General features: G+C 67.3%; 14 protein-coding genes. 9 read left to right on the plus strand and 5 right to left on the minus strand.

The genetic code is table 11. From position 1 onward, the window contains the following. Entirely contained in the window at positions 1 to 1,578 is a 1,578-nt protein-coding gene (locus tag F1640_RS07710) for an ATP-binding protein (RefSeq protein ID WP_309229217.1), read from the minus strand. Positions 1,579 to 1,948: 370 nt separating this feature from the next. Between F1640_RS07710 and F1640_RS07715 the strand changes: the two genes are divergently transcribed. From F1640_RS07715 to glgX, 8 genes are all read left to right on the plus strand, one after another. Further along, positions 1,949 to 2,128 (plus strand): hypothetical protein, encoded by a 180-nt coding sequence (locus tag F1640_RS07715; RefSeq protein ID WP_194918562.1) that lies wholly within the window; start codon positions 1,949 to 1,951, stop codon positions 2,126 to 2,128. 302 nt (positions 2,129 to 2,430) lie between these two features. Then, positions 2,431 to 4,467 carry a TonB-dependent siderophore receptor gene (locus F1640_RS07720; protein ID WP_194918564.1) on the plus strand — a complete coding sequence of 679 codons (2,037 nt, stop codon included), beginning with the start codon at positions 2,431 to 2,433 and terminating at the stop codon, positions 4,465 to 4,467. A gap of 430 nt (positions 4,468 to 4,897) precedes the next feature. Beyond that, the gene (locus F1640_RS07725; protein ID WP_194918566.1) at positions 4,898 to 7,309 is read left to right on the plus strand and encodes a glycogen/starch/alpha-glucan phosphorylase; all 2,412 of its coding nucleotides are present in this window, start codon (positions 4,898 to 4,900) and stop codon (positions 7,307 to 7,309) included. Positions 7,310 to 7,317: 8 nt separating this feature from the next. Continuing rightward, positions 7,318 to 9,486 carry a 1,4-alpha-glucan branching protein GlgB gene (gene glgB / locus F1640_RS07730; RefSeq protein ID WP_194918568.1) on the plus strand — a complete coding sequence of 723 codons (2,169 nt, stop codon included), beginning with the start codon at positions 7,318 to 7,320 and terminating at the stop codon, positions 9,484 to 9,486. A gap of 19 nt (positions 9,487 to 9,505) precedes the next feature. Further along, complete coding sequence (gene glgC, locus F1640_RS07735) at positions 9,506 to 10,768, plus strand: glucose-1-phosphate adenylyltransferase (protein ID WP_124809345.1); 1,263 nt, start codon at positions 9,506 to 9,508, stop codon at positions 10,766 to 10,768. Beyond that, positions 10,765 to 12,219 (plus strand): glycogen synthase GlgA, encoded by a 1,455-nt coding sequence (glgA, locus tag F1640_RS07740; RefSeq protein WP_194918570.1) that lies wholly within the window; start codon positions 10,765 to 10,767, stop codon positions 12,217 to 12,219. The genes glgC and glgA overlap by 4 nt, the downstream gene beginning before the upstream one ends. Further along, positions 12,216 to 13,844 (plus strand): alpha-D-glucose phosphate-specific phosphoglucomutase, encoded by a 1,629-nt coding sequence (locus F1640_RS07745; RefSeq protein WP_194918572.1) that lies wholly within the window; start codon positions 12,216 to 12,218, stop codon positions 13,842 to 13,844. Before glgA ends, F1640_RS07745 begins: the two co-directional genes overlap by 4 nt. Positions 13,845 to 13,854: 10 nt before the next feature. Next, positions 13,855 to 15,672 carry a glycogen debranching protein GlgX gene (gene glgX, locus F1640_RS07750; protein WP_309229218.1) on the plus strand — a complete coding sequence of 606 codons (1,818 nt, stop codon included), beginning with the start codon at positions 13,855 to 13,857 and terminating at the stop codon, positions 15,670 to 15,672. Here glgX and F1640_RS07755 read toward each other — a convergent pair. From F1640_RS07755 to F1640_RS07770, 4 genes are all read right to left on the minus strand, one after another. Further along, complete coding sequence (locus tag F1640_RS07755; RefSeq protein WP_194918574.1) at positions 15,663 to 17,294, minus strand: FAD-binding oxidoreductase; 1,632 nt, start codon at positions 17,292 to 17,294, stop codon at positions 15,663 to 15,665. The genes glgX and F1640_RS07755 overlap by 10 nt on opposite strands. Then, positions 17,291 to 17,608 carry a cytochrome c gene (locus F1640_RS07760; protein ID WP_194918576.1) on the minus strand — a complete coding sequence of 106 codons (318 nt, stop codon included), beginning with the start codon at positions 17,606 to 17,608 and terminating at the stop codon, positions 17,291 to 17,293. Before F1640_RS07760 ends, F1640_RS07755 begins: the two co-directional genes overlap by 4 nt. Positions 17,609 to 17,757: 149 nt before the next feature. Then, positions 17,758 to 18,411, minus strand: coding sequence for a TetR/AcrR family transcriptional regulator (locus F1640_RS07765; RefSeq protein ID WP_194918577.1), 654 nt, complete (start codon positions 18,409 to 18,411; stop codon positions 17,758 to 17,760). 65 nt (positions 18,412 to 18,476) lie between these two features. After that, positions 18,477 to 19,160 carry an alpha/beta hydrolase gene (locus tag F1640_RS07770; RefSeq protein ID WP_194918579.1) on the minus strand — a complete coding sequence of 228 codons (684 nt, stop codon included), beginning with the start codon at positions 19,158 to 19,160 and terminating at the stop codon, positions 18,477 to 18,479. 493 nt (positions 19,161 to 19,653) lie between these two features. On the opposite strand from F1640_RS07770, the gene F1640_RS07775 reads away from it, so the two are divergent. Then, on the plus strand, positions 19,654 to 20,433 hold the full coding sequence (locus tag F1640_RS07775) for a DUF2334 domain-containing protein (protein ID WP_124809352.1): 780 nt from the start codon (positions 19,654 to 19,656) through the stop codon (positions 20,431 to 20,433). Positions 20,434 to 20,573: the final 140 nt, after the last annotated feature.

The following is a 20,573-nucleotide window of genomic DNA, read 5'->3' on the forward strand; positions in this document are numbered from 1 at the left end:
TCAGAGGCCCTCAAGGGTCTTGGCGAGACCCGACAAGTCGAACCGATCCAGACAGTTGTACAGCGCCTCGACCAGTTCGCGCGCGTCCGGCTGAGCCGCCTCAAGCTTCCTAATTTCGGCTTCCATGCCCCTTACATGCCCGATCCGCAGCAGTTCGCGCAACTTTTCAACATGTTCGCGCGCCGCTTCCGACAGCGGCAGCGCGGGAGAGCCGCCCACCTCCGCCGGGGCATCCCCCTCGTATATCCACTCCAGCTTCAGGCGCGCGCCGATCGCATCGACCAGCGCCCCGAACTCGATCGGCTTCACCAGAAACAGGTCGTGATCGCGCGCGCCGGTGTCTGGCCCGTGGCGTTCATGGGCGTTGGCCGAGAGCATGATGACGCCCATCGCGTGATCCCGCGTGCGCCGCAGACGCGCCGCCACTTCCCACCCGGACAGGCCGGGCATGGACACATCGAGCAGAACGAGATCGAACGCGCGCGCATCGCTCAGCGCCAGCGCGGTGGCCCCGTCGGGGGCCAATGTCACCTCGAACCCGATGCCTTCGAGAACCCGGCGCATCAATGCGCGCTGTTCCGGGTCGTCATCGGTCACCAGCACCGAACGGCGGTGCCCCTCGTAGCCGATCACCCGCCGCTCCGCTGCGGAGGTTTCGCGATAGCCGGCGACATGCCCCAGCATCAGCCGCACGCGGAAGCACGATCCCTGCCCCGGGGTGCTGTCAAGTTCCAGCGTCCCGCCCAGGATCTGGAGAATCGCGCGGGTGATCGCCAGGCCCAGACCCGCGCCATCCTGCGGCCGGCCGCTCTCGCCAGCGCGCTCGTAGCGGGTGAAGATGCGCTCGCGGTCCGCCTCGGCGATGCCCGGCCCGGTGTCGATCACCTCGAACACCGCCGTCTGCCCGGACCATGCCACGCGCAGGGTCACGGTCCCGGTCTCGGTGAACTTGATCGCGTTCGACAGCAGGTTGATCAGCACCTGCCGCAGGCGCTTCTGATCGGTCCGCACGAATTCCGGCAGCCGTTCGGGCAGTTCGCAGCGGAAGGCCAGGCCCTTCACCGCCGCCGACGGCCGGAACATCGACACGATCTGGTCGATCAGCGCCGGCAGCCGCACCACTTCGCTGTTCACCCGCAACACGCCGTTTTCGACCAGCGAGATGTCCAGCAGCCCCTCGACAAGATTGGTGAGGTGTTCGGCGCTGCGCCGGATGACGCGGGCCGCTTCCTGCGGGTCGACCCCCGCTTCATGCTCCACGAGCTGGGCGTAGCCATAGATCGCGTTCAGTGGAGAGCGGATTTCATGGCTGACATTGGCCAGATAGCGGCTCTTGGCCGCATTGGCGGCCTCGGCGGCTTCCTTGTCGCGCAGCAGGTCCACCAGTTCCGGAACGGTGTCGACCGGGCTGTTGACGGGCGCGGAAACCCTGCCGCTGCGCCAGCCCAGAACCGCAACGCCGGCAAGGCACAGCACGGCCAGCGCCGCGAGGACGTGAAACAGCGTCGAACCGTTCTCGAAAAGCTCGGCCCCGACGATGAGCGCGACCGCGGCCAGCGCGCAAACCGCCAGCGCCACAGCGCGGGGTGCGGGGAAGTGTCCGCCCTGCAGGAATGACCAAGCGCTCGCGCGTGACCGCGGCCCACGCCAAGCAGCGTCAGCTCCGGACGGCAGGCGATGCGGCATCGCGTTCAAAGGTCCCTCACCCTGAACGGCGGTATGGCAGTTCCTGATCTGTCAGGGGACACGGCATTATGCGCCGGCCCCCTCCCCAACGCATCGGACATTGTACTTTATCGACCCCAGGCGCCGGGCATTGTGTGTTGCGCCATTTTGGATTGTGCATCGCAAACGCGATGAACTCAACCCCTCCCGAACAGATTCAGGACGATTGTACGAAATCGGGAACGGGCACAAAAATGCCCGATCGCGCGGAGATTCAGATCAGATGATCACGCTGCAGGCGCTGGAGCAGCCGGATCGCGACGGAATGGCGAATCGCCTTTCCTTCCCGCAGCTTAACCCACGTATTCAGGCCGATTCCGAAGTTCGCTTGGATCACTTCGGGCTTCTGGCAGTGGATCACCGACGCCATCCGAGCAACGACATCGGGCTCGACATGGGTTAGCCTTTGAGCGGACATATTTCCTCGCACAGTGTTACGATCTGGCAAAAGAGTATTATGAGATAGAGCATTCAACATACGTCATTTGCCGAATGCTCAACCGCCGCGACTCGCCCTAGTGAGTGGAAGTTTCCGCACCGCACCATGCCAGAGCGGGCCGCAGGCGCCCGCAAAATGCCCTCCGCAGCGCGAATCCGGCTGGCGAAACGCCCGCATTCGGCTAGGCGTGCCGACGCGCCTTTCCCGGTGCCCCGGGAGGCCTTCGTCCGGCCGGTTCCCGGAACCAAGAGGAGTTGAGTTCGCCCATGCGGCCGTTTGCCCGCCCTGCCCTTGCCTTGCCGCTTGCCGCACTCCTGCCAACCATCGCCCAGGCGCAGGAGGCACCCGCCGATGCGTCGCAAGGTCCGGCGCAGGCGATCGTCGTCACCGGTCGCGGACTGATCGATGCGCCCGCCACCGCAGCCTACGACGTCCAGCAGATCGACCGCGAGAAGCTGCTGCTCGCGGCATCGGGCCGGATCGAGGACGCGCTGTCCTCGGCTGCGGGCTTCCAGCAGTTCCGCCGCTCCGACAGCCGCTCGTCCAACCCGTCATCGCAAGGGGTCACGCTGCGCGCGCTCGGCGGCAACGCCACCAGCCGCACGCTCGTCCTGCTCGATGGCGTACCGATGGCGGACCCGTTTTTCGGCTATATCCCGTTGAGCGCCATCGCGCCCGAGCGGCTGGCCTCGGCGCGTGTCACACGCGGGGGCGGCGCGGGCGCGTTCGGTGCGGGCGCGGTGGCGGGCACGATCGAACTGAGCAGCGCGAATGCCGATCAGCTCGGCCTCGTCAGCGCCAGCGCGCTGGCCAACGATCGGGGCGAGACGGAAACATCCGGCACCTTCGCGCCGAAGCTGGGTCAGGGCTTCGTCGTCGTCAGCGGTCGCTGGGATCGCGGCCAGGGCTTCTGGACCACCCCGGTGGCGCAGCGCGTGCCCGCCAGCGTGCGGGCGCGGTACGAAAGCTGGTCGGCCGGCATCCGCGGCGTCGCGCCGGTCGGTCCCGATACCGAGCTTCAAGTCCGCCTGCTGGCCTTCGAGGACAACCGCACCCTCCGCTTCGCTGGCGCGGACACGGGATCGAGCGGGCAGGACGCCAGCCTGCGCCTGATCGGGCGGGGGCGCTGGCAGTTCGATGTCCTCACCTACGTTCAGGCGCGCGATTTCAACAATATCGCCATCAGCTCCACCAGCTATCGCAAGACGCTGGACCAGCGCCGCACCCCCACAACCGGATGGGGCGGCAAGGCCGAACTGCGCCCGCCGGTGGGCGGCGCGCACGTGCTGCGGCTGGGCACGGACTGGCGCGTGGCATCGGGCGAAGGGATCGAGGATGCTTATAACGCCACGACCGGCGCGGTCACCGCGCGTCGCCGCGCCGGCGGGCGCAACAGCGATGTCGGGCTGTTCGCCGAAGACGACTGGACGCTTGGCCCGGTGATCCTCACCGCCGGGGCACGGGCGGACCGCTGGACCATTGCCGACGGGCATCTCGTCACCAGCAACGCGGCGGGCGTGGTCACCGGCACTGCGACGTATGCCGACCGCGCGGGATGGACCGGCAGTTTCCGGGGCGGCGCGGTGATCCATGCGGGCCATGGCCTTGCCCTGCGCGCCGCTGCCTACACCGGGCTGCGCCAGCCGACGCTGAACGAACTCTATCGCACCTTCACCGTGTTTCCCATCGTGACACAGGCCAACCCCGGCCTGCGCAACGAACGGCTGGTCGGCTATCAGGCCGGCTTCGATTTCAACCCGATTCCGGCCGTGACCTTCACGTTTACCGCCTTCCAGGACCGGGTGGAGCACGCCATCGCCAACGTCACGGTCGCCACCAACACCCGCCAGCGCCAGAACGTCGATGCCATCCGCGCGCGCGGGCTGGAGCTGGGCACGTCGGTCAAGCTGGGGCAGTTCGCGTTCGACGGATCGCTGGCACTCACCGACGCCAAGGTCGAAGCTAGCGGCGCGGCATTCGCGCTCAATGGGCTGCGCCCCGCGCAGACGCCGAAGATCGCCGCCAGCGGCACGCTGTCATGGCAGCCCGCCCCGCGCTGGACGCTGGCGATGACGCTGCGCCATGTCGGCGCGCAATACGAGGACGATCTCCAGACCGACACGCTGAAAGCCGCGACGACACTGGACGCCTTCGTCCGCGTGCCACTGGCGGGGCCGTTCAGCCTGATCCTGCGCGGGGAGAACCTGACCGATGCCGAGATCGTGACCCGCAAAGCCGCCGGTTCGATCGATCTTGGCACGCCGCGCACGGTCTGGGCGGGGCTGCGCGTCGACATCCGCTGAACGCGCGCAGACGTATTTCCCGCGCCGCATGGGCAGACATCGCCCATGCGGCCGCGTAGGGGGATCATGACGACAAGATCCGCGCCGGCATCGCCGCCGGCCCGAACGGGAGTGGGGGCATGAAAGCGAAGCGCTGCGCCACGGCCGGACCCGGTCTTGCACGCGCCACAATGGCTCAATTTTTTGCACCGCAGCATTATCGCGCCTTGTCGAACCGCGCTCCTCTGTCATACCCATCGATTCGGGAGAGCCTCCTGCGGGGGAGGCACCCCGGGCGGCACGGCGAAAACCGGAGGCAATCCGGAACGGGCGTGCTCCGGCGCAAGTCGGTCGGGGGGCCGGTGTCAGAGAAAGGCCAGGATAACATGCCCGGTCGGACGGACGTTTGCGTCATGCCGGTCGGCCGGGCCTTCAGGGTGGAGCTTGTTCCATGAGCCTCGAGATCACTTCCACGGCTGCCGAGATCGACGCCCATATCATCGATGTGCTGCGCCATCGCGTCGGCAAGGACGAACGCGCCGCCAAGCCGCACGACTGGTTCACCGCCACCGTGCTCACGCTGCGCGACCACGTGATCGACCGCTGGATGGAATCGACCCGCAAGACCTATGCCGAAAGCGGCAAGCGGGTCTATTATCTCAGCCTCGAATTCCTGATCGGCCGCTTGCTGCGTGACGCGCTGTCCAACATGGGCATGACGCGCGACATGGAAAAGGCGCTGCGCGAACACGGTCTGGACCTGGCCGCGCTGGAAGATCTGGAGCCGGACGCGGCGCTGGGCAACGGTGGCCTTGGCCGGCTGGCCGCGTGCTTCATGGAAAGCCTCGCCAGCCTCGACATCCCGGCCTACGGCTACGGCATCCGCTACAAGAACGGCATGTTCCGCCAGCGCATCGACGATGGCTGGCAGGTCGAGCTGCCGGAAACCTGGCTGAGCCACGGCAACCCCTGGGAGTTCGACCGGCGCGAAAGCTCGTACCGCATCGGCTTCGGCGGCGAGGTCGTCGACGATGGCGAGGGCGTGGTGTGGAAACCGGCCGAACAGATCGAAGCCTATGCCATCGACACGCCGGTGGTGGGGTACAAGGGCAAGCGCGTGAACACCCTGCGCCTGTGGACCGCCGCCGCGCTCGATCCGATCCGGCTGGACCGGTTCAACGCCGGCGACCACGTCGGTGCGCTGGTGGAAGAAGCCCGCGCCGATGCGCTGGTGCGCGTGCTGTACCCCGCCGATTCCACCGCCGCCGGGCAGGAACTGCGGCTGCGGCAGGAGTTCTTCTTCACCTCCGCCTCGATCCAGGACATCGTGCGCCGCCACGCGCAATACAACGGCGACGTGCGCACCCTGCCCGACAAGGCGGCGATCCAGCTCAACGATACGCACCCCGCCGTTGCGGTCGCGGAAATCATGCGCCTGCTACTCGACGAACACGGGCTTGAATTCAACGAGGCGTGGGACGTCACCAAGCGTACGGTCGGCTACACCAACCACACGCTGCTGCCCGAAGCGCTCGAATCCTGGCCGCTGCCGCTGTTCGAACGGTTGCTGCCGCGCCACATGCAGATCATCTACGCCATCAATTCGCGCGTGCTGCGCGAAGCGCGCAAGGCCGGGCTGGACGATGGCGCGATTTCGGCGATCAGCCTGATCGACGAAGGCGGCGAACGGCGCGTGCGCATGGCGAACCTTGCCTTCAGCGGCGCGCACAGCGTCAACGGCGTGGCCGCGCTGCACACCGAACTGATGAAGAGCACGGTCTTTTCCGACCTGCACAAGCTCTATCCCGATCGCATCAACAACAAGACCAACGGCGTCACCCCGCGCCGCTGGCTGCAGCAATGCAACCCCGGCCTGGTCTCCGTGCTGAAGGACGCCATCGGCGACGGCTTCCTCGATGACGCGGAAAAGCTGGTCGAACTGAACGCGCTGGCGGACGACAAGCTGCTGGGCGAGCGCATCGCGGAAGTGAAACGGTCGAACAAGGTGGCGCTGGCCACGCACATCAAGGCGATCACCGGCGTCCGGCTCGATCCCGATGCACTGTTCGACGTCCACATCAAGCGCATCCACGAATACAAGCGCCAGTTGCTGAACCTGATCGAGACGGTGGCGCTCTACGACGAAATCCGCAGCCACCCGGAACGCGACTGGGTTCCGCGCGTAAAGATCTTCGGCGGCAAGGCGGCGTCGAGCTATCACAATGCGAAGCTGATCATCAAACTGGCCAACGACATCGCCCGGCGCGTCAATTCCGATCCGGCCGTGGGCGGGCTGCTCAAGGTGGTGTTCGTGCCCAACTACAACGTTTCGCTGGCGGAACGGCTGATTCCGGCGGCGGACCTTTCCGAACAGATCTCCACCGCCGGCATGGAAGCATCGGGCACCGGCAACATGAAGTTCGCGCTGAACGGCGCGCTGACCATCGGCACACTCGATGGTGCGAACATCGAGATCAAGGATCGCGTCGGCGACGACAACATCGTCATCTTCGGCCTGACGGCGGAGGAAGTGCTGGCCAAGCGCGCGCAGGGCTACAACCCGCGCGAGGTGATCGAGGGTTCGCGCGAATTGCAGCAGGCGGTGTCTGCCATCGCCACCGGCGTGTTCTCCCCCGACGATCCGGAGCGCTACGCCGGCCTGATGGGCGGCCTCTACGACAGCGACTGGTTCATGGTCGCGGCCGATTTCGACAGCTACGCCGCTGCGCAGCGCGCGGTGGATCGACGCTGGGAAGACCCGGCCGGCTGGCGGGCGGCGGCAATCCGCAACATTGCCAACGTAGGCTGGTTCTCGTCCGACCGGACGATCGCCGAATATGCCCGCGAGATCTGGGGAGTCTGAGGAGCATCATGAAGCCATCGGCGCGCGCCATCGAAGCCCTGCTCAGCGGGACGCACGCCGATCCGTTTTCGCTTCTGGGAGTGCATCAGGGTCCGGAAGGCGCGTTCGCCCGCGCCTTCCTGCCCGGTGCGGAAGAGGTGACCGCCTGTTCGCTGAAAGGCCGCAAGCTCGGCACGCTGGAACGCGTGGACGGGCGCGGTCTGTTCGAAGGCGCGGTGACGGGCAAGGCGCAGCCGGTCAAGTACCGCTGCAAGGCCGGCACGCACGAATGGTGGGTGACCGATGCGTTCTCGTTCGGCCCGGTGCTGGGGCCGCTGGACGATTTCCTGATCAACGAAGGCACCCATTTCCGCCTGTTCGACAAGATGGGCGCGCACTGCATCGAGCACGAAGGCGTGCCCGGCGTGCATTTCGCGGTCTGGGCGCCCAATGCCCGGCATGTTGCCGTAGTCGGCGATTTCAACGACTGGGATCACCGCCGCCACCCCATGCGCAAGCGCGCGGACATCGGCGTGTGGGAGATCTTCGTGCCCGATGTGGGGCCGGGCCAGGCCTACAAGTACCGCATCGTCGGCCCGACCGGAAAGGTCCAGCCGCTGAAGGCCGACCCCTTCGCCTTCGCGTCGGAAATGCGGCCGAAAACGGCCTCGCTTACCGCGCGTCCGGCCAAGCCTGATTGGGGCGATGCCGCGCACCGCGCGCACTGGGCCTCGGTCGATGCCCGGCGCGAACCGATGTCGATCTACGAGGTTCATCCCGGATCGTGGCGCAAGCCCGGCGAGGACGCGTTCCACACCTGGGATGAACTGGCCGACCTGCTGATCCCCTATGTCGTCGACATGGGCTTTACCCACATCGAGTTCCTGCCGGTCAGCGAACATCCCTATGACCCGAGCTGGGGCTACCAGACGACCGGCCTCTACGCGCCATCCGCGCGCTTCGGCGGGCCGGACGGCTTCGCCCGCTTCGTCGATGGCGCGCACCGCGCGGGCGTGTCCGTGCTGATCGACTGGGTGCCGGCGCACTTCCCCACCGACGAGCACGGCCTTGCCCGGTTCGACGGCACCGCGCTGTACGAGCACGAAGACCCGCGGCTGGGTTTCCATCCCGACTGGAACACCGCGATCTACAACTTCGGGCGGCGCGAAGTGTCCAGCTTCCTGGTCAACAACGCGCTGTTCTGGGCGGAACAGTACCATGTCGACGGGCTGCGCGTGGATGCGGTCGCCTCGATGCTCTACCGCGATTATTCGCGCGAGGCCGGGGAATGGATTCCCAACGAGCAGGGCGGGCGCGAGAACTGGGAAGCGGTGGCCTTCCTCCAGAAGATGAACAAGGCGGTCTATGGCAGCCATCCCGGCTTCGTGACCGTGGCCGAGGAATCGACCGCCTGGCCGGGGGTGACGCTGCCGGTGGGCGATGGCGGCCTCGGCGCCACCAGCCTGGGCTTCGGGTTCAAGTGGAACATGGGCTTCATGCACGATACACTGCAGTACATGGCGCGCGAGCCGGTCCACCGCCGCTACCATCACGACGAGATCACCTTCGGCCTGGTCTATGCCTTCAGCGAGAATTTCGTGCTGCCGCTGAGCCATGACGAGGTGGTCCACGGCAAGGGATCGCTGCTGACCAAGATGAGCGGGGACGACTGGCAGAAGTTCGCCTCGCTGCGCGCCTACTACGGAATGATGTGGGGCTATCCCGGCAAGAAGCTGCTGTTCATGGGGCAGGAATTCGCCCAGCGCCGCGAATGGAGCGAGGCGCGTTCGCTCGACTGGGAGCTGCTGGAAGCGCCCGCGCACGAGGGCGTCCGCCGCTGGGTGCGCGACATCAACCGTGCCTACACGTCCACCCCGGCCCTGCACGCGCGCGATTGCGAAGCGGAAGGCTTTTCCTGGCTGGTCGTGGACGATGCGCTCGCCTCGGTCTTCGCCTGGCTGCGCAAGGCGCCGGGGCAGAAGCCGGTGGCCGTGGTCTGCAACATGACGCCCGCCGTCCACGATCACTACCGCCTGCCGCTGCCGCACGATGGCGCCTGGCGCGAGGTGCTGAACAGCGACGCCGCCGTCTATGGCGGCAGCGGCCGGGGCAACATGGGCCACATCACCGCGCACGACGGCGCGGCGCTGGTGGTGCTGCCGCCGCTGGCGACACTCTATTTCGAATACGAAGGCTGAACAGAAAGGGGCAGAGGACATGGCACGGGAAACATACGGGCAGCCGCTGGCGCGCGATGCGATGGCCTATGTGCTGGCCGGGGGGCGCGGCAGCCGCCTTCGCGAACTGACCGATAACCGCGCCAAGCCGGCGGTCTATTTCGGCGGGATGAGCCGCATCATCGATTTCGCCCTGTCCAACGCGATCAATTCAGGCATCCGCCGCATCGGCGTGGCCACGCAGTACAAGGCGCATTCGCTGATCCGCCACATGCAGCGCGCGTGGAACTTCATGCGCCCCGAACGCAACGAAAGCTTCGACATCCTGCCCGCTTCGCAGCGCATCTCGGAAATGCTGTGGTACGAAGGCACCGCCGACGCGGTTTACCAGAACATCGACATCATCCAGGCGCACGCGCCGAAATACATGGTCATCCTGGCCGGCGACCACATCTACAAGATGGACTACGAGATGATGCTGCGCCAGCACGTCAACTCGGGCGCGGACGTCACGATCGGCTGCCTTGTCGTGCCGCGCAAGGACGCCACCGGTTTCGGCGTGATGGCGGTGGACGAAAACGACGCGATCACCGCCTTCGTCGAAAAGCCGAAGGACCCGCCCGGCATTCCCGGCAACCCCGGTTTCTCGCTCGCCTCCATGGGCATCTACGTGTTCGAGACGAAGTTCCTGTTCGACCAGTTGCGCCGCGATGCCGAAACCCCGGATTCGCAGCGCGATTTCGGCAACGACATCATCCCCTACATCGTGAAGCACGGGAAGGCCGTGGCTCACCGCTTCACCGCCAGCTGCATCCGCGCGGCGGAGGAGATCGAGGAATACTGGCGCGACGTGGGCACGCTGGACGCCTATTTCGAAGCCAATCTCGACCTGACCGACACCGTGCCCAAGCTGAACATGTACGATCGCGACTGGCCGATCTGGACCGACCAGATCATCGCCGCGCCCGCCAAGTTCGTGCACGACGAGGAAGGGCGGCGCGGCATGGCGATCTCCTCGCTGATCTCGCAGGACTGCATCGTTTCGGGCGCGCTGGCGCGGCGCAGCCTGCTGTTCACGGGCGTGAAGATGGGGAGCTTCTCGTCGTGCGAGGAAGCGGTGATCCTGCCCTATTGCAACATCGGGCGCGGTGCGCGGCTCAGCCGCGTGATCCTCGATTCGGGCGTGCGCATTCCCGAAGGACTGGTCGTCGGCGAGGATCCCGAACTCGACGCACGCCGCTTCCGCCGCACCGACAACGGCGTCTGCCTGATCACCAAGGACATGATAGAGCGCCTCGCATGACGATTCGCGTCCTGTCCGTCACCTCCGAAGCCGTGCCGCTGGTGAAGACCGGCGGTCTGGCCGATGTGGCCGGCGCGCTACCCGATGCATTGGCCCCGCATGGCGTGGAGATGACCACGCTGCTGCCGGGCTATCCGGCGGTGTTGAAGGCGCTTGGCAAGGCAAAGGCCATCCACACCTGGGATTCCCTGCTGGGGGAGCCGGCGCGGCTGCTGGCCGGCAAGCTGGGCGATCATCCGCTGCTGGTGCTGGACGCGCCGCGCCTCTTCCAGCGCGAAGGCGGCCCCTATGTCGATCCCTTCGGCTACGACTGGGGCGACAACTGGCGGCGCTATGCCGCGTTCGGGCGCGCGGCGGCCGACATCGCCGGCGGCGCGGTGAAGAGGCACGGCTTCGACCTGGTTCACGCGCATGACTGGCAGGCCGGCATGGCGCTTGCCTACCTGCGGTTCGCGCCGTTCGGCGGCAAGGCCCTGCCTTCGGTGATGACCATTCACAACATGGCGTTCCAGGGCTATTTCGCCGGCGATCTGTTCCCGCTGCTCGGCCTGCCGCACCAGGCCTGGGCGGTGGACGGCGTGGAGTATCACGGCGGCGTCGGCTTCCTAAAGGCCGGGATGGAAGCGGCCAGCGCGGTCACCACCGTCAGCCCCACATACGCGCGCGAAATCCGCCTGCCCGAATTCGGCATGGGTCTGGAAGGGCTGATCGTCAGCCGGGGCGATCGGGTGCGCGGCATCGTCAACGGCATCGATACGGACCAATGGAACCCGCAGGCAGATCCCGCGCTCAAGGCGAATTTCAGCGCTCGCACGCTGGCAAAGCGCGCCGCCAACAAACGGGCGCTGGAGCAGGAGTTCGCGCTGGAACCCGGCGATGGTCCGCTGTTCGTGGTGATCAGCCGGCTCACCTGGCAGAAGGGCATGGACGTCCTGCTCCAAGCGATCGACCATCTCGTCGGCATCGGCGGGCGCCTCGCCCTGCTGGGGTCGGGCGATGCGGCGCTGGAAACGGGCTTCCACCAGGCCGCCGCGCGCCATCCCGGCCGCGTCGCCGTGCGCATCGGCTATGACGAGGCGTTGTCGCACCGGATGCAGGCGGGGGGCGACGCGATTCTCGTGCCCAGCCGCTTCGAGCCGTGCGGCCTGACCCAGCTCTATGGCCTCGCCTATGGCTGCGTGCCGGTGGTGGCGCGCACCGGCGGGCTGGCCGATACGGTGATCGACGCCAACCTTGCCGCCACCAATGCCGGCGTCGCCACGGGCATCCAGTTCACCGGCGTCCACTGGCAGGCGCTGACCGAGGCGATCAGCCGCGCCGCCGCGCTGCACCGCCAGCCAGACCTGTGGCAGAGCCTGCAACGCAATGGCATGAAAGCGGATTTCTCATGGAGCCGCAGCGGCAAGGCCTATGCCGACCTCTATTCCGAACTGATCGCGGAGGACCGATGACCGTTACCGTTCCGAGTTCGCCCTATGCCGGACAGAAGCCGGGAACGTCCGGCCTGCGCAAGAAAGTGAAGGTCTTCGCCCAGCCCAACTATGCGGAAAACTTCATCCAGGCGGTGTTCGACGTGGTGCAGCCCGCGCCCGGCGCCACGCTGGTGATCGGCGGGGACGGGCGCTACCACAACCGCACCGTGATCCAGCAGGCGATCCGCATCGCCGCCGCCAACGGCTATGGCCGCGTGCTGGTGGGCAAGGGCGGGATCCTTTCGACCCCCGCCGCCAGCCACGTCATCCGCAAGTACGAGGCATCGGGCGGCCTGATCCTGTCGGCCAGCCACAACCCCGGCGGCCCGGACGAGGATTTCGGGATCAAGTACAACACCGCCAACGGCGGCCCCGCGCCCGAAAGCGTGACCGAGGCGGTCTATGCCCGCACGCAAGTGATCGACCGCTGGCTGACGGTGGATGCCGAAGACGTTGATCTCGACACCTGCGGTTCCAGCGCGGTGGCCGATACGATCGTGTCGATCATCGATCCCGTGGCCGATTATGCCGATCTCATGGAAACGCTGTTCGATTTCGGCGCGATCCGGCAGGCCGTGGCCAGCGGCTTTACCATGGCGTTCGACGCGATGAGCGCGGTGACCGGCCCCTATGCGATCGAAATCCTCGAAAACCGGCTGGGCTTTCCGGCCGGCACCGTGCGCAACGGCACGCCGCTACCCGATTTCGGCGGGCATCATCCCGATCCGAACATGGTCCACGCCAAGGCGCTGTTCGATCAGATGTTCGCCCCCGATGCGCCCGATTTCGGCGCGGCGTCGGACGGCGATGGCGATCGCAACCTGATCGTGGGGCGCGGACGCTTCGTCACGCCGTCGGATTCGCTGGCGATGCTGGCGGCCAACGCACATCTGGCGCCGGGCTACAGCGCGGGGCTGAAAGGCATCGCCCGCTCCATGCCCACCAGCGCGGCGGCAGACCGCGTGGCGGAAGCGCTGGGCGTGCCCTGCTTCGAGACGCCCACCGGCTGGAAGTTCTTCGGCAACCTGCTCGATGCCGGCATGGCGACGATCTGTGGCGAGGAAAGCGCCGGCACCGGATCGGACCATGTGCGCGAAAAGGACGGGCTGTGGGCGGTGCTGCTCTGGCTCAACATCCTGGCCGTGCGCGGCATCAGCGTGGACCAGCTGGCGCGCGAACACTGGGCGCACTATGGCCGCAACTATTACGCGCGGCACGATTACGAAGCCTTGCCGACCGATATCGCCGACGCGCTGATCGCGGAATTGCAGGGCAAGCTGGCGACGCTGCCGGGCCACCATTTCGGCCCGCTCACCGTCGCGCAGGCCGACAGCTTCTCGTACCTCGATCCGGTCGATGGCTCGACCAGCGCCAACCAGGGGTTGCGCGTGCTGTTCGAAGGCGGTTCGCGCATCGTGTTCCGCCTGTCCGGCACCGGCACCGAAGGCGCGACGCTGCGCGTCTATCTGGAACGCTACGAGCCCGCCGGCGGTGATCTAGACCGCGAAACGCCCGCCATGCTGGCCGACCTGATCGCGGCGGCTGACGCCGTGGCCGGCATCGTGCGCCACACCGGCCGGACGGCGCCCGACGTGGTGACGTGAGGGGGGTGACGTGAGCGGCGCGGCCGGCGTCAGCATCGGATCGGGCGCCACGCGCTTCGCGGTGCGCGCACCACTGGCCGAGGCGGTGTGGCTGTGCCTGTTCGACGAGGGCGGCGAACGGCGCGAACCCATGGCGCGCTTCGGCGAGACGTGGATCGCGGAACTGCCCGGCGATCTTGCCGGCGCGCGCTATGGCTATCGCGCCGCAGGCCCGTGGGCGCCCGAACGCGGGCTGTGGTTCGATCCGGCCAAGCTGCTGGTCGATCCCCAAGCCGTGGAGCTGGACCACCGCTTCGCCTACGATCCGCGCCTGTCGCAATTCGGGGTGGACACGGCACCGCTCGTGCCCAAGGCGATCGTTCCCGGCGCGCTCCCGGCCTGCCCCCATGAAGCCCCGCGTTTCACCCGCGGCGGGCTGATCTACGAAGTGAATGTGCGCGCCTTCACCATGCTGCACCCCGATGTGCCGGAGGCGCTGCGCGGGACGGTGGCGGCGCTGGCGCATCCCGCGGTACTCGCCCACCTGCAGAAGCTGCACGTCGGGGCGGTGGAGCTGATGCCGATCGTGGCGTGGATCGACGAACGCCACCTGCCGCCGCTGGGGCTGTGCAACGCCTGGGGCTACAACCCGGTGGCACCGATGGCGCTCGATCCCGGCCTGTGCCCCGGCGGCGTGGCCGAACTGCGCGATACCGTGGCCGCGCTTCATGCGGCAGGAATCGGCGTGCTGCTCGATCTGGTGTTCAACCACACCGGCGAAAGCGACGTGTTCGGCCCCATCCTGTCGCTGCGCGGGCTGGACAACGCCGCCTATGCCCACGCGCCCGACGGCAGCCTGATCAACGATACCGGCTGCGGCAACACGCTCGATTTCGGCAATCCCGCGGTGCGGCGGCTGACGCTCGACACGCTGCGCCATTTCGTGCGCCATGCCGGCGTGGACGGTTTCCGCTTCGATCTTGCCCCGATTCTGGCGCGCAGCCCCGGCTTTGCCGCCGATGCCCCGATCTTCGCCGAGATCGCCGCCGATCCGCTGCTGGCCGACCGGGTGATGATCGCCGAGCCGTGGGATATCGGCCCCGGCGGATACCAGCTTGGCCGGTTTCCCGACACCTGGCTGGAATGGAACGACCGCTACCGCGACGATGTGCGGCGCTTCTGGCGTGGCGATGCTGGCGTGGGCGTGCTGGCGACGCGCGTGGCCGGATCGTCCGACGTGTTCGGCCAGGAAAGCTGCCGCAGCGTGAACTTCCTCGCCGCGCACGACGGGTTCACGCTGGCCGACAGCGTATCCTACGAACACCGCCACAACTGGGCCAATGGCGAGGACAACCGCGACGGCCATGGCGAGAACTTCTCGTGGAACAACGGCGTGGAGGGCCAGACCGACGATCCCGCCGTGCTCGCGCGCCGCGCGGGGGACCTGCGCGCGCTGCTGGGCACGCTGTTCGGCTCGACCGGCACGATCATGCTGACCGCCGGCGACGAGTTCGGCCGCACGCAGCAGGGCAACAACAACGCCTATGCGCAGGACAACGCGATCGGCTGGGTTGACTGGGCCGGCCGCGACCGCGCGCTGGAAGACTGGGTCGCCAGCCTCGCCGCCTGGCGCACCGCTCGGGCGGACTGGTTCACCCGCTTCCCGGAGGACGGAGAGTGGTCATCGCTCGATGGCCGGCCGATGGATGCGGCGCTGTGGGAAGCCCCCGGGACCGAAGGCTTCCGCTATGCCTCGCACGATCCGGCCCGCCCCTTCACGCTGACGATCGACCGGGCCGCCCGGGTCGCCCTGCCCGCCGATGCCGCACCCGCCGATAATCAGGGATGAATCCCCGATTTGCCCGGTGAGAGGATGCCGTTGGGATCGATCGCGCGCTTGAGCGTGCGGTTGAAGTCGCGGTTCACCTCGCCGTATTGCTGCGCCACGAGGTCCATCGAATTGACCCCGGTGCGGTAGCTGGCCCAGCCCTGCGCGCCGAAGCGCGTGACCAGTTCGCGATAGCAGGCATCGGCCTTCTGCTCCTGCGCCGGATCGGCCTTGTCGAACAGCAACGCGATGATGTGGTGCAGATCGCGCCAGCCGATCGCATAGGCGGCGGTGTAATCGAAGCCGTGCTTTTCGACGATTTTCTTCGCCAGCACGGTCTGCCGCTCCGCTTCCACGCCGCGCGCCGCCGCCACGGGGGCGAACCAGGCAAGGCCACCGCCCGCCCCGCGCCAGCGCAGCAGGCCCACTTCGTCCAGGTTGAGGCCGCCCTGCATCAGCGTCTGGTGGTGGTGGAACCACGGGTTCCCTTCCATCTCCGCCGCCGTCAGCACTTCGCCGCCGCTGGCGGTCAGCGTCGCCCGGATAATCGGCTCCACCCCCGCCACCGTCTGTTCGGTGCCATAGAGCGCGAAATAGGTGTTCCACATGCCAAGGCCGTTGGCGCTGGCCGCCTTCTTCAGCGAGGCCTCGTCCAGCGGCGCGCCATCGGGCACGATCTCGTTGCGCCGCTTGAACATGGCGAGCTGGTACGATGCGCTCATCATCAGATTGCAGTTGGCGACAAGGTTGGACACGCGCAGCGGTCGCATCGCCTCAATGATCTTCGGCACGTCCTCCATATTGGCATGGCGCACCATGAAGGGCTTGTAGACCGGGGGCTTGGGCATCAGCCACAGGCCCATCTTGGTAACGATGCCGAAGTTCGACTGGGTGAACAGGCCATCGAGATAAGGCCCGTAGCCCCACTTGAACGCCTGCCACGCCGTGCTGCCCTTGATGCTGCCCATGCCGGTGCGCATCAGCCGTCCGTCGGGCAGGCACACTTCCATGCCGCACTGGAACATGAAGTGTTCGCCATAGGGTGTGTAGCCCACTCCGCGATCAAGCGTGTTGCCCACCGGCGAGGCGATCGGGCCAACGGTAGGCACGTCGATCCACAGCGGGATTTTGTGCTCCTCCAGGTAATCCTTGAGCTGCTGGTAGGTGACGCCCGGTTCGAGCAGGCAGGTGCCCAGATCGGCGTCCACTTCCAGGATGCGGTTCATCCGCTTGAGATCGAGCACCACCTGCCCCGGCGTGGCCGGCGCGGTCATGCCATAGCCCATGTTCTTGCCGGTCGAGACGGTCCACAGCGGCTGCTTGAAAGTATTGGCGATGCGGACGATCTCCTGCACCTCCTCCACCGACTGCGGGCAGACCGCGCCCACCGGCTTGTACTGGTGCGCGGGATCGGGAATGTAGGTCTTCGACCAGGGCGCCACCGCCTCCTCGTCGCCGAACACCCATTCCGCGCCGACCAGGCCCCGGAACGCCTTCATCGCGCCGGCGAAGTCCGCCTTGGTGCGCCCCGGCGCCAGCGGCGCGGGGTTGGCCGCGCTCGCCCCCGTACCCAGCCCCGCCGCCAGCGAAGCCCCCAGCCCGGTGCCGAGCAGGCTGCGACGATCGATCGAAAAGCCGCTCATTGTCCGTGCTCCTCCTTGCGCGCGGGCGCCGCCGCGATCCATGCCGCCAGCGCGTCAAGCTCCGCCGGCGTCACTTCGGTCGGGCGGAACGCGGGCATCCCGTTCTGGCCATGCCGCGCCACGTATTTCACGGTTTCGGCGGGCAGGTGACGGCCCAGCAGGATCGGGCCGACGTTGCGGCCGTGGCAGTACCCGCACACTTTCGCATAGACCTGCTCGGGCGCGCGCGGCGCCTGCGCCTCTCCCAGCCGCTGCTGTGCGGCCACCGGGCCAGCCAGCGCCAGCACGATCATGCCTCCATACAAGCGAAGCATCCCACAACTCCCGTCCGGGGGCTGTGCGCCCCCTTTTTCATATCTTACTATATGTAAAATTTGAACGCGGGAGTGGACGGTAGTCAAGCGCTGGAAACACCGCGCGTGTCACGCTGCGAAATGCGGTCCGGTGCGTCGAAAACCGAGGATCAGAGATCGGCGAGCGGGGTGCGCGCCAGCACCGCCGCCTGGGCCGGCGCCATGCCCAGCCCAACGAGCACGGATTCGGCGATCTGCGCCGGGTAATCCGCGCCCGTCTCCTCGCGCAGCAAAGTCACCAGCGCCGAGAGCGTCGCGCCGAGCACGATGTCACGCCCGATGCGCGCGTCGGTGATGCGGAAGGCGCCGGATGCCATGCCCTGTTCCACCGTGCGCTGCGCCTGCTGGTGCGTCTCCGCGCCGAAGATGATCCCGCACGCGCTGATGTTGACGATCGACCAGGCCCAGCGCGTATCCTGCTGCCCGCGCCGCAGATAGTACCGGATCGCGGTGGCGGTGCGCTGCGCGGCATCCGGCAGCGTGCCGATCGCCTGCACCACCGCCGCCAGGAAATCGTGCGTCACTTCCCAGGACAGCGCCTCGCGCAAGTCCTCCATCCCGGTGAAGTGATTGTAGAACGTGGGGCGGGTGATCCGGGCGGCGTCGCAGATTTCCTCGACGCGGGTGAACAGGCCGTTCTGCCGCCCGAACAGATCGAACGTCGCCGCCAGAATCCGCGCCCGGGTGCGTGCCTTGCGCTCGCGGCCGATTTCGGCACGGCGTTCGCCATCGATCCTGCGCTCGCCCGCGCGGCCCGCGCGCACTGTCCCGGCAACGTCCATTGCGGGGGATTAACGCGCGGGGCGTGGTGCAGGCAATGGCCCGTGGATCAGCGTTCCGCCAGATGCTGCGCGCGGCCTTCGCCGATCGAACCGAACCTTGGCAGGGGTCGCTTGCCCGATTCCGCCGAGCGCAGCCCGTCCGGCAGCAATTGCGATAGCAGCAACTGGCCGAATGCCCATTCGCCCAACCCCGATTCCGCGTTGATATGCCCGGCGGGGCCGGCATCGGCGAAGCGGCTGCCCCATGTCGTGGCCAGGCGCCGCGCCGCGCCAAAGCGCAAGTAGGGATCGTTCCGGCTGGCGACGAGGATCGAAGGGAACGGGAGTTCGGCGGGCGGGAACGGTGCGAACCGCGTCAGCCGGCGATCGAGCGCGCGCTCCTCCACGTCGGGCGGAGCCACCAGCAGCGCGCCCACCACCGGTCCGTCACGGCCGGGCTGTTCGTATTCGGCCCACCATGCCACGGCAAGGCAGCCCAGGCTGTGCGCGACGAGCACCACGGGGCGGTCGGCCCGCTGGATCGCCAGGTTCAGCTTGTTGACCCAGGTGTTGCGAAGTGGATCGTCCCACAGGCCAAGGTCGACCCGGTGGCAATTGTCGAATTCCTGTTCCCAGATGGTCTGCCAGTGGCCGGGGCCGCTGTTGTTCAGCCCGGGAACAGTGAGCACAAGGGGTTCGCGATCGGTGTTGGTGCCGGAAGGCAGCCCCGAAAGCAGCGTATGGGTGGCCATGATTGCATCTCCTGAAGGATTGCCGGCCGGTCGACTCGGAATACGTCCCGACGCCCTCAAGATAACTCAACTCATAAAGTAGACAATGCCCAGGCGGTGGAATGATTTCTTTTCAGGCCCAAGCGCGGGCTTGGCATCTGGCGTGCCGGATCCGATCCGCGCGGCGGAGAATTAACGATCTGTAATTGCCCTGACACATCGCGGGAAGAAGCGAACGGCTAGATGCGGTATCGGCCTTGAATTCCAACTTCAGCGGATAGGGGCCGAAGTGCGCAGCAATCCCGGGACAGACGGCCGGCTTTCGGGCCAGCCGCCTGTCCTTGGAGCCAGGCGCCGGCACCGGCGTCACAATAATGGCACACTCGCGGTGCCACGAGCCGGAAGGATGTTTCGCTTGCTGGAATACACGATCGGCGACGTCTATCGGGCATGGGCTTGCGCTCCGCAGGCCTTTTTCTGACGCCAGATCACACCAAGCGCCAAACCGCCGTTGATGACCGCAAGCTCCTCTTCCTCCCGCCGTCTGCTCGTGTCGATCCACGATGTCTCGCCGCGTTTCGAGCGGCAGGTCGATGCACTGGCCGAACGGCTTGCCGCGCATCTGGGCGGACCGCGATTTGCCATGCTGGTCATTCCCGATCACTGGCACGGCGCGCCGCTGGCCGAAGCGCAGGCATTCCAGCGCCGCTTGCGGGACTGGGCCGATGCGGGCGTGGAAATGTTCCTGCACGGCTGGTCGCACATCGACGAAACGCCACCCCAGGGTAGCGTGGCCGGCTTCAAGGCGAAGCGCATGACCGCTGGTGAAGGCGAGTTCCTGAGCCTTTCCCGCGCCGAGGCCCTGGCGCGCATGACGCGAGGGCGGGCGCTGGTGGAAGAGGCGATCGGCCGTCCGGTCGCCGGCTTCATCGCACCGGCCTGGCTTTACAGCGATGGCGCGCTGGAGGCCGCGCGCGACGCCGGCTTCGCGTTGGCGGAAGATCACATGAAGGTCTGGGAGCCGGCCACCGGCGCGGTCCTCGCCCGTGGCCCCGTGGTCACCTGGGCCAGCCGCAGCCGCCCCCGCATCGCCAGTTCGATCGCCTTCGCGGCGCTGGCCCGCACGGCCTTGCCGCACGTGCTGCCAACGCTGCGTCTCGCGGTCCATCCCGGCGATTGCGGCGTACCGGCCCTGCTTGCCAGCATCGACAGCACGCTGCGCTGCTTCCTGCGCACGCACCGGGCCAGCCGCTACGATTCGGTCGCCACCGCGCCAAAGGCACTGGCCGCGTGACGCCCCGCTTGCCGCCTCCGCCGCTGACCGTTCATCCGGCCGCAAGGTTTGCCGCCCTAGGCGCGGCTCGATCCTGCTACCGGCCCGCCACCGAGTTGCGGCCATGCTGTTTCTCTCAAGGTTTTCGCGATGACTAGCGC

The organism is Novosphingobium sp. NBM11 (genome assembly GCF_015390225.1).
Taxonomy (GTDB): Bacteria; Pseudomonadota; Alphaproteobacteria; order Sphingomonadales; family Sphingomonadaceae; genus Novosphingobium.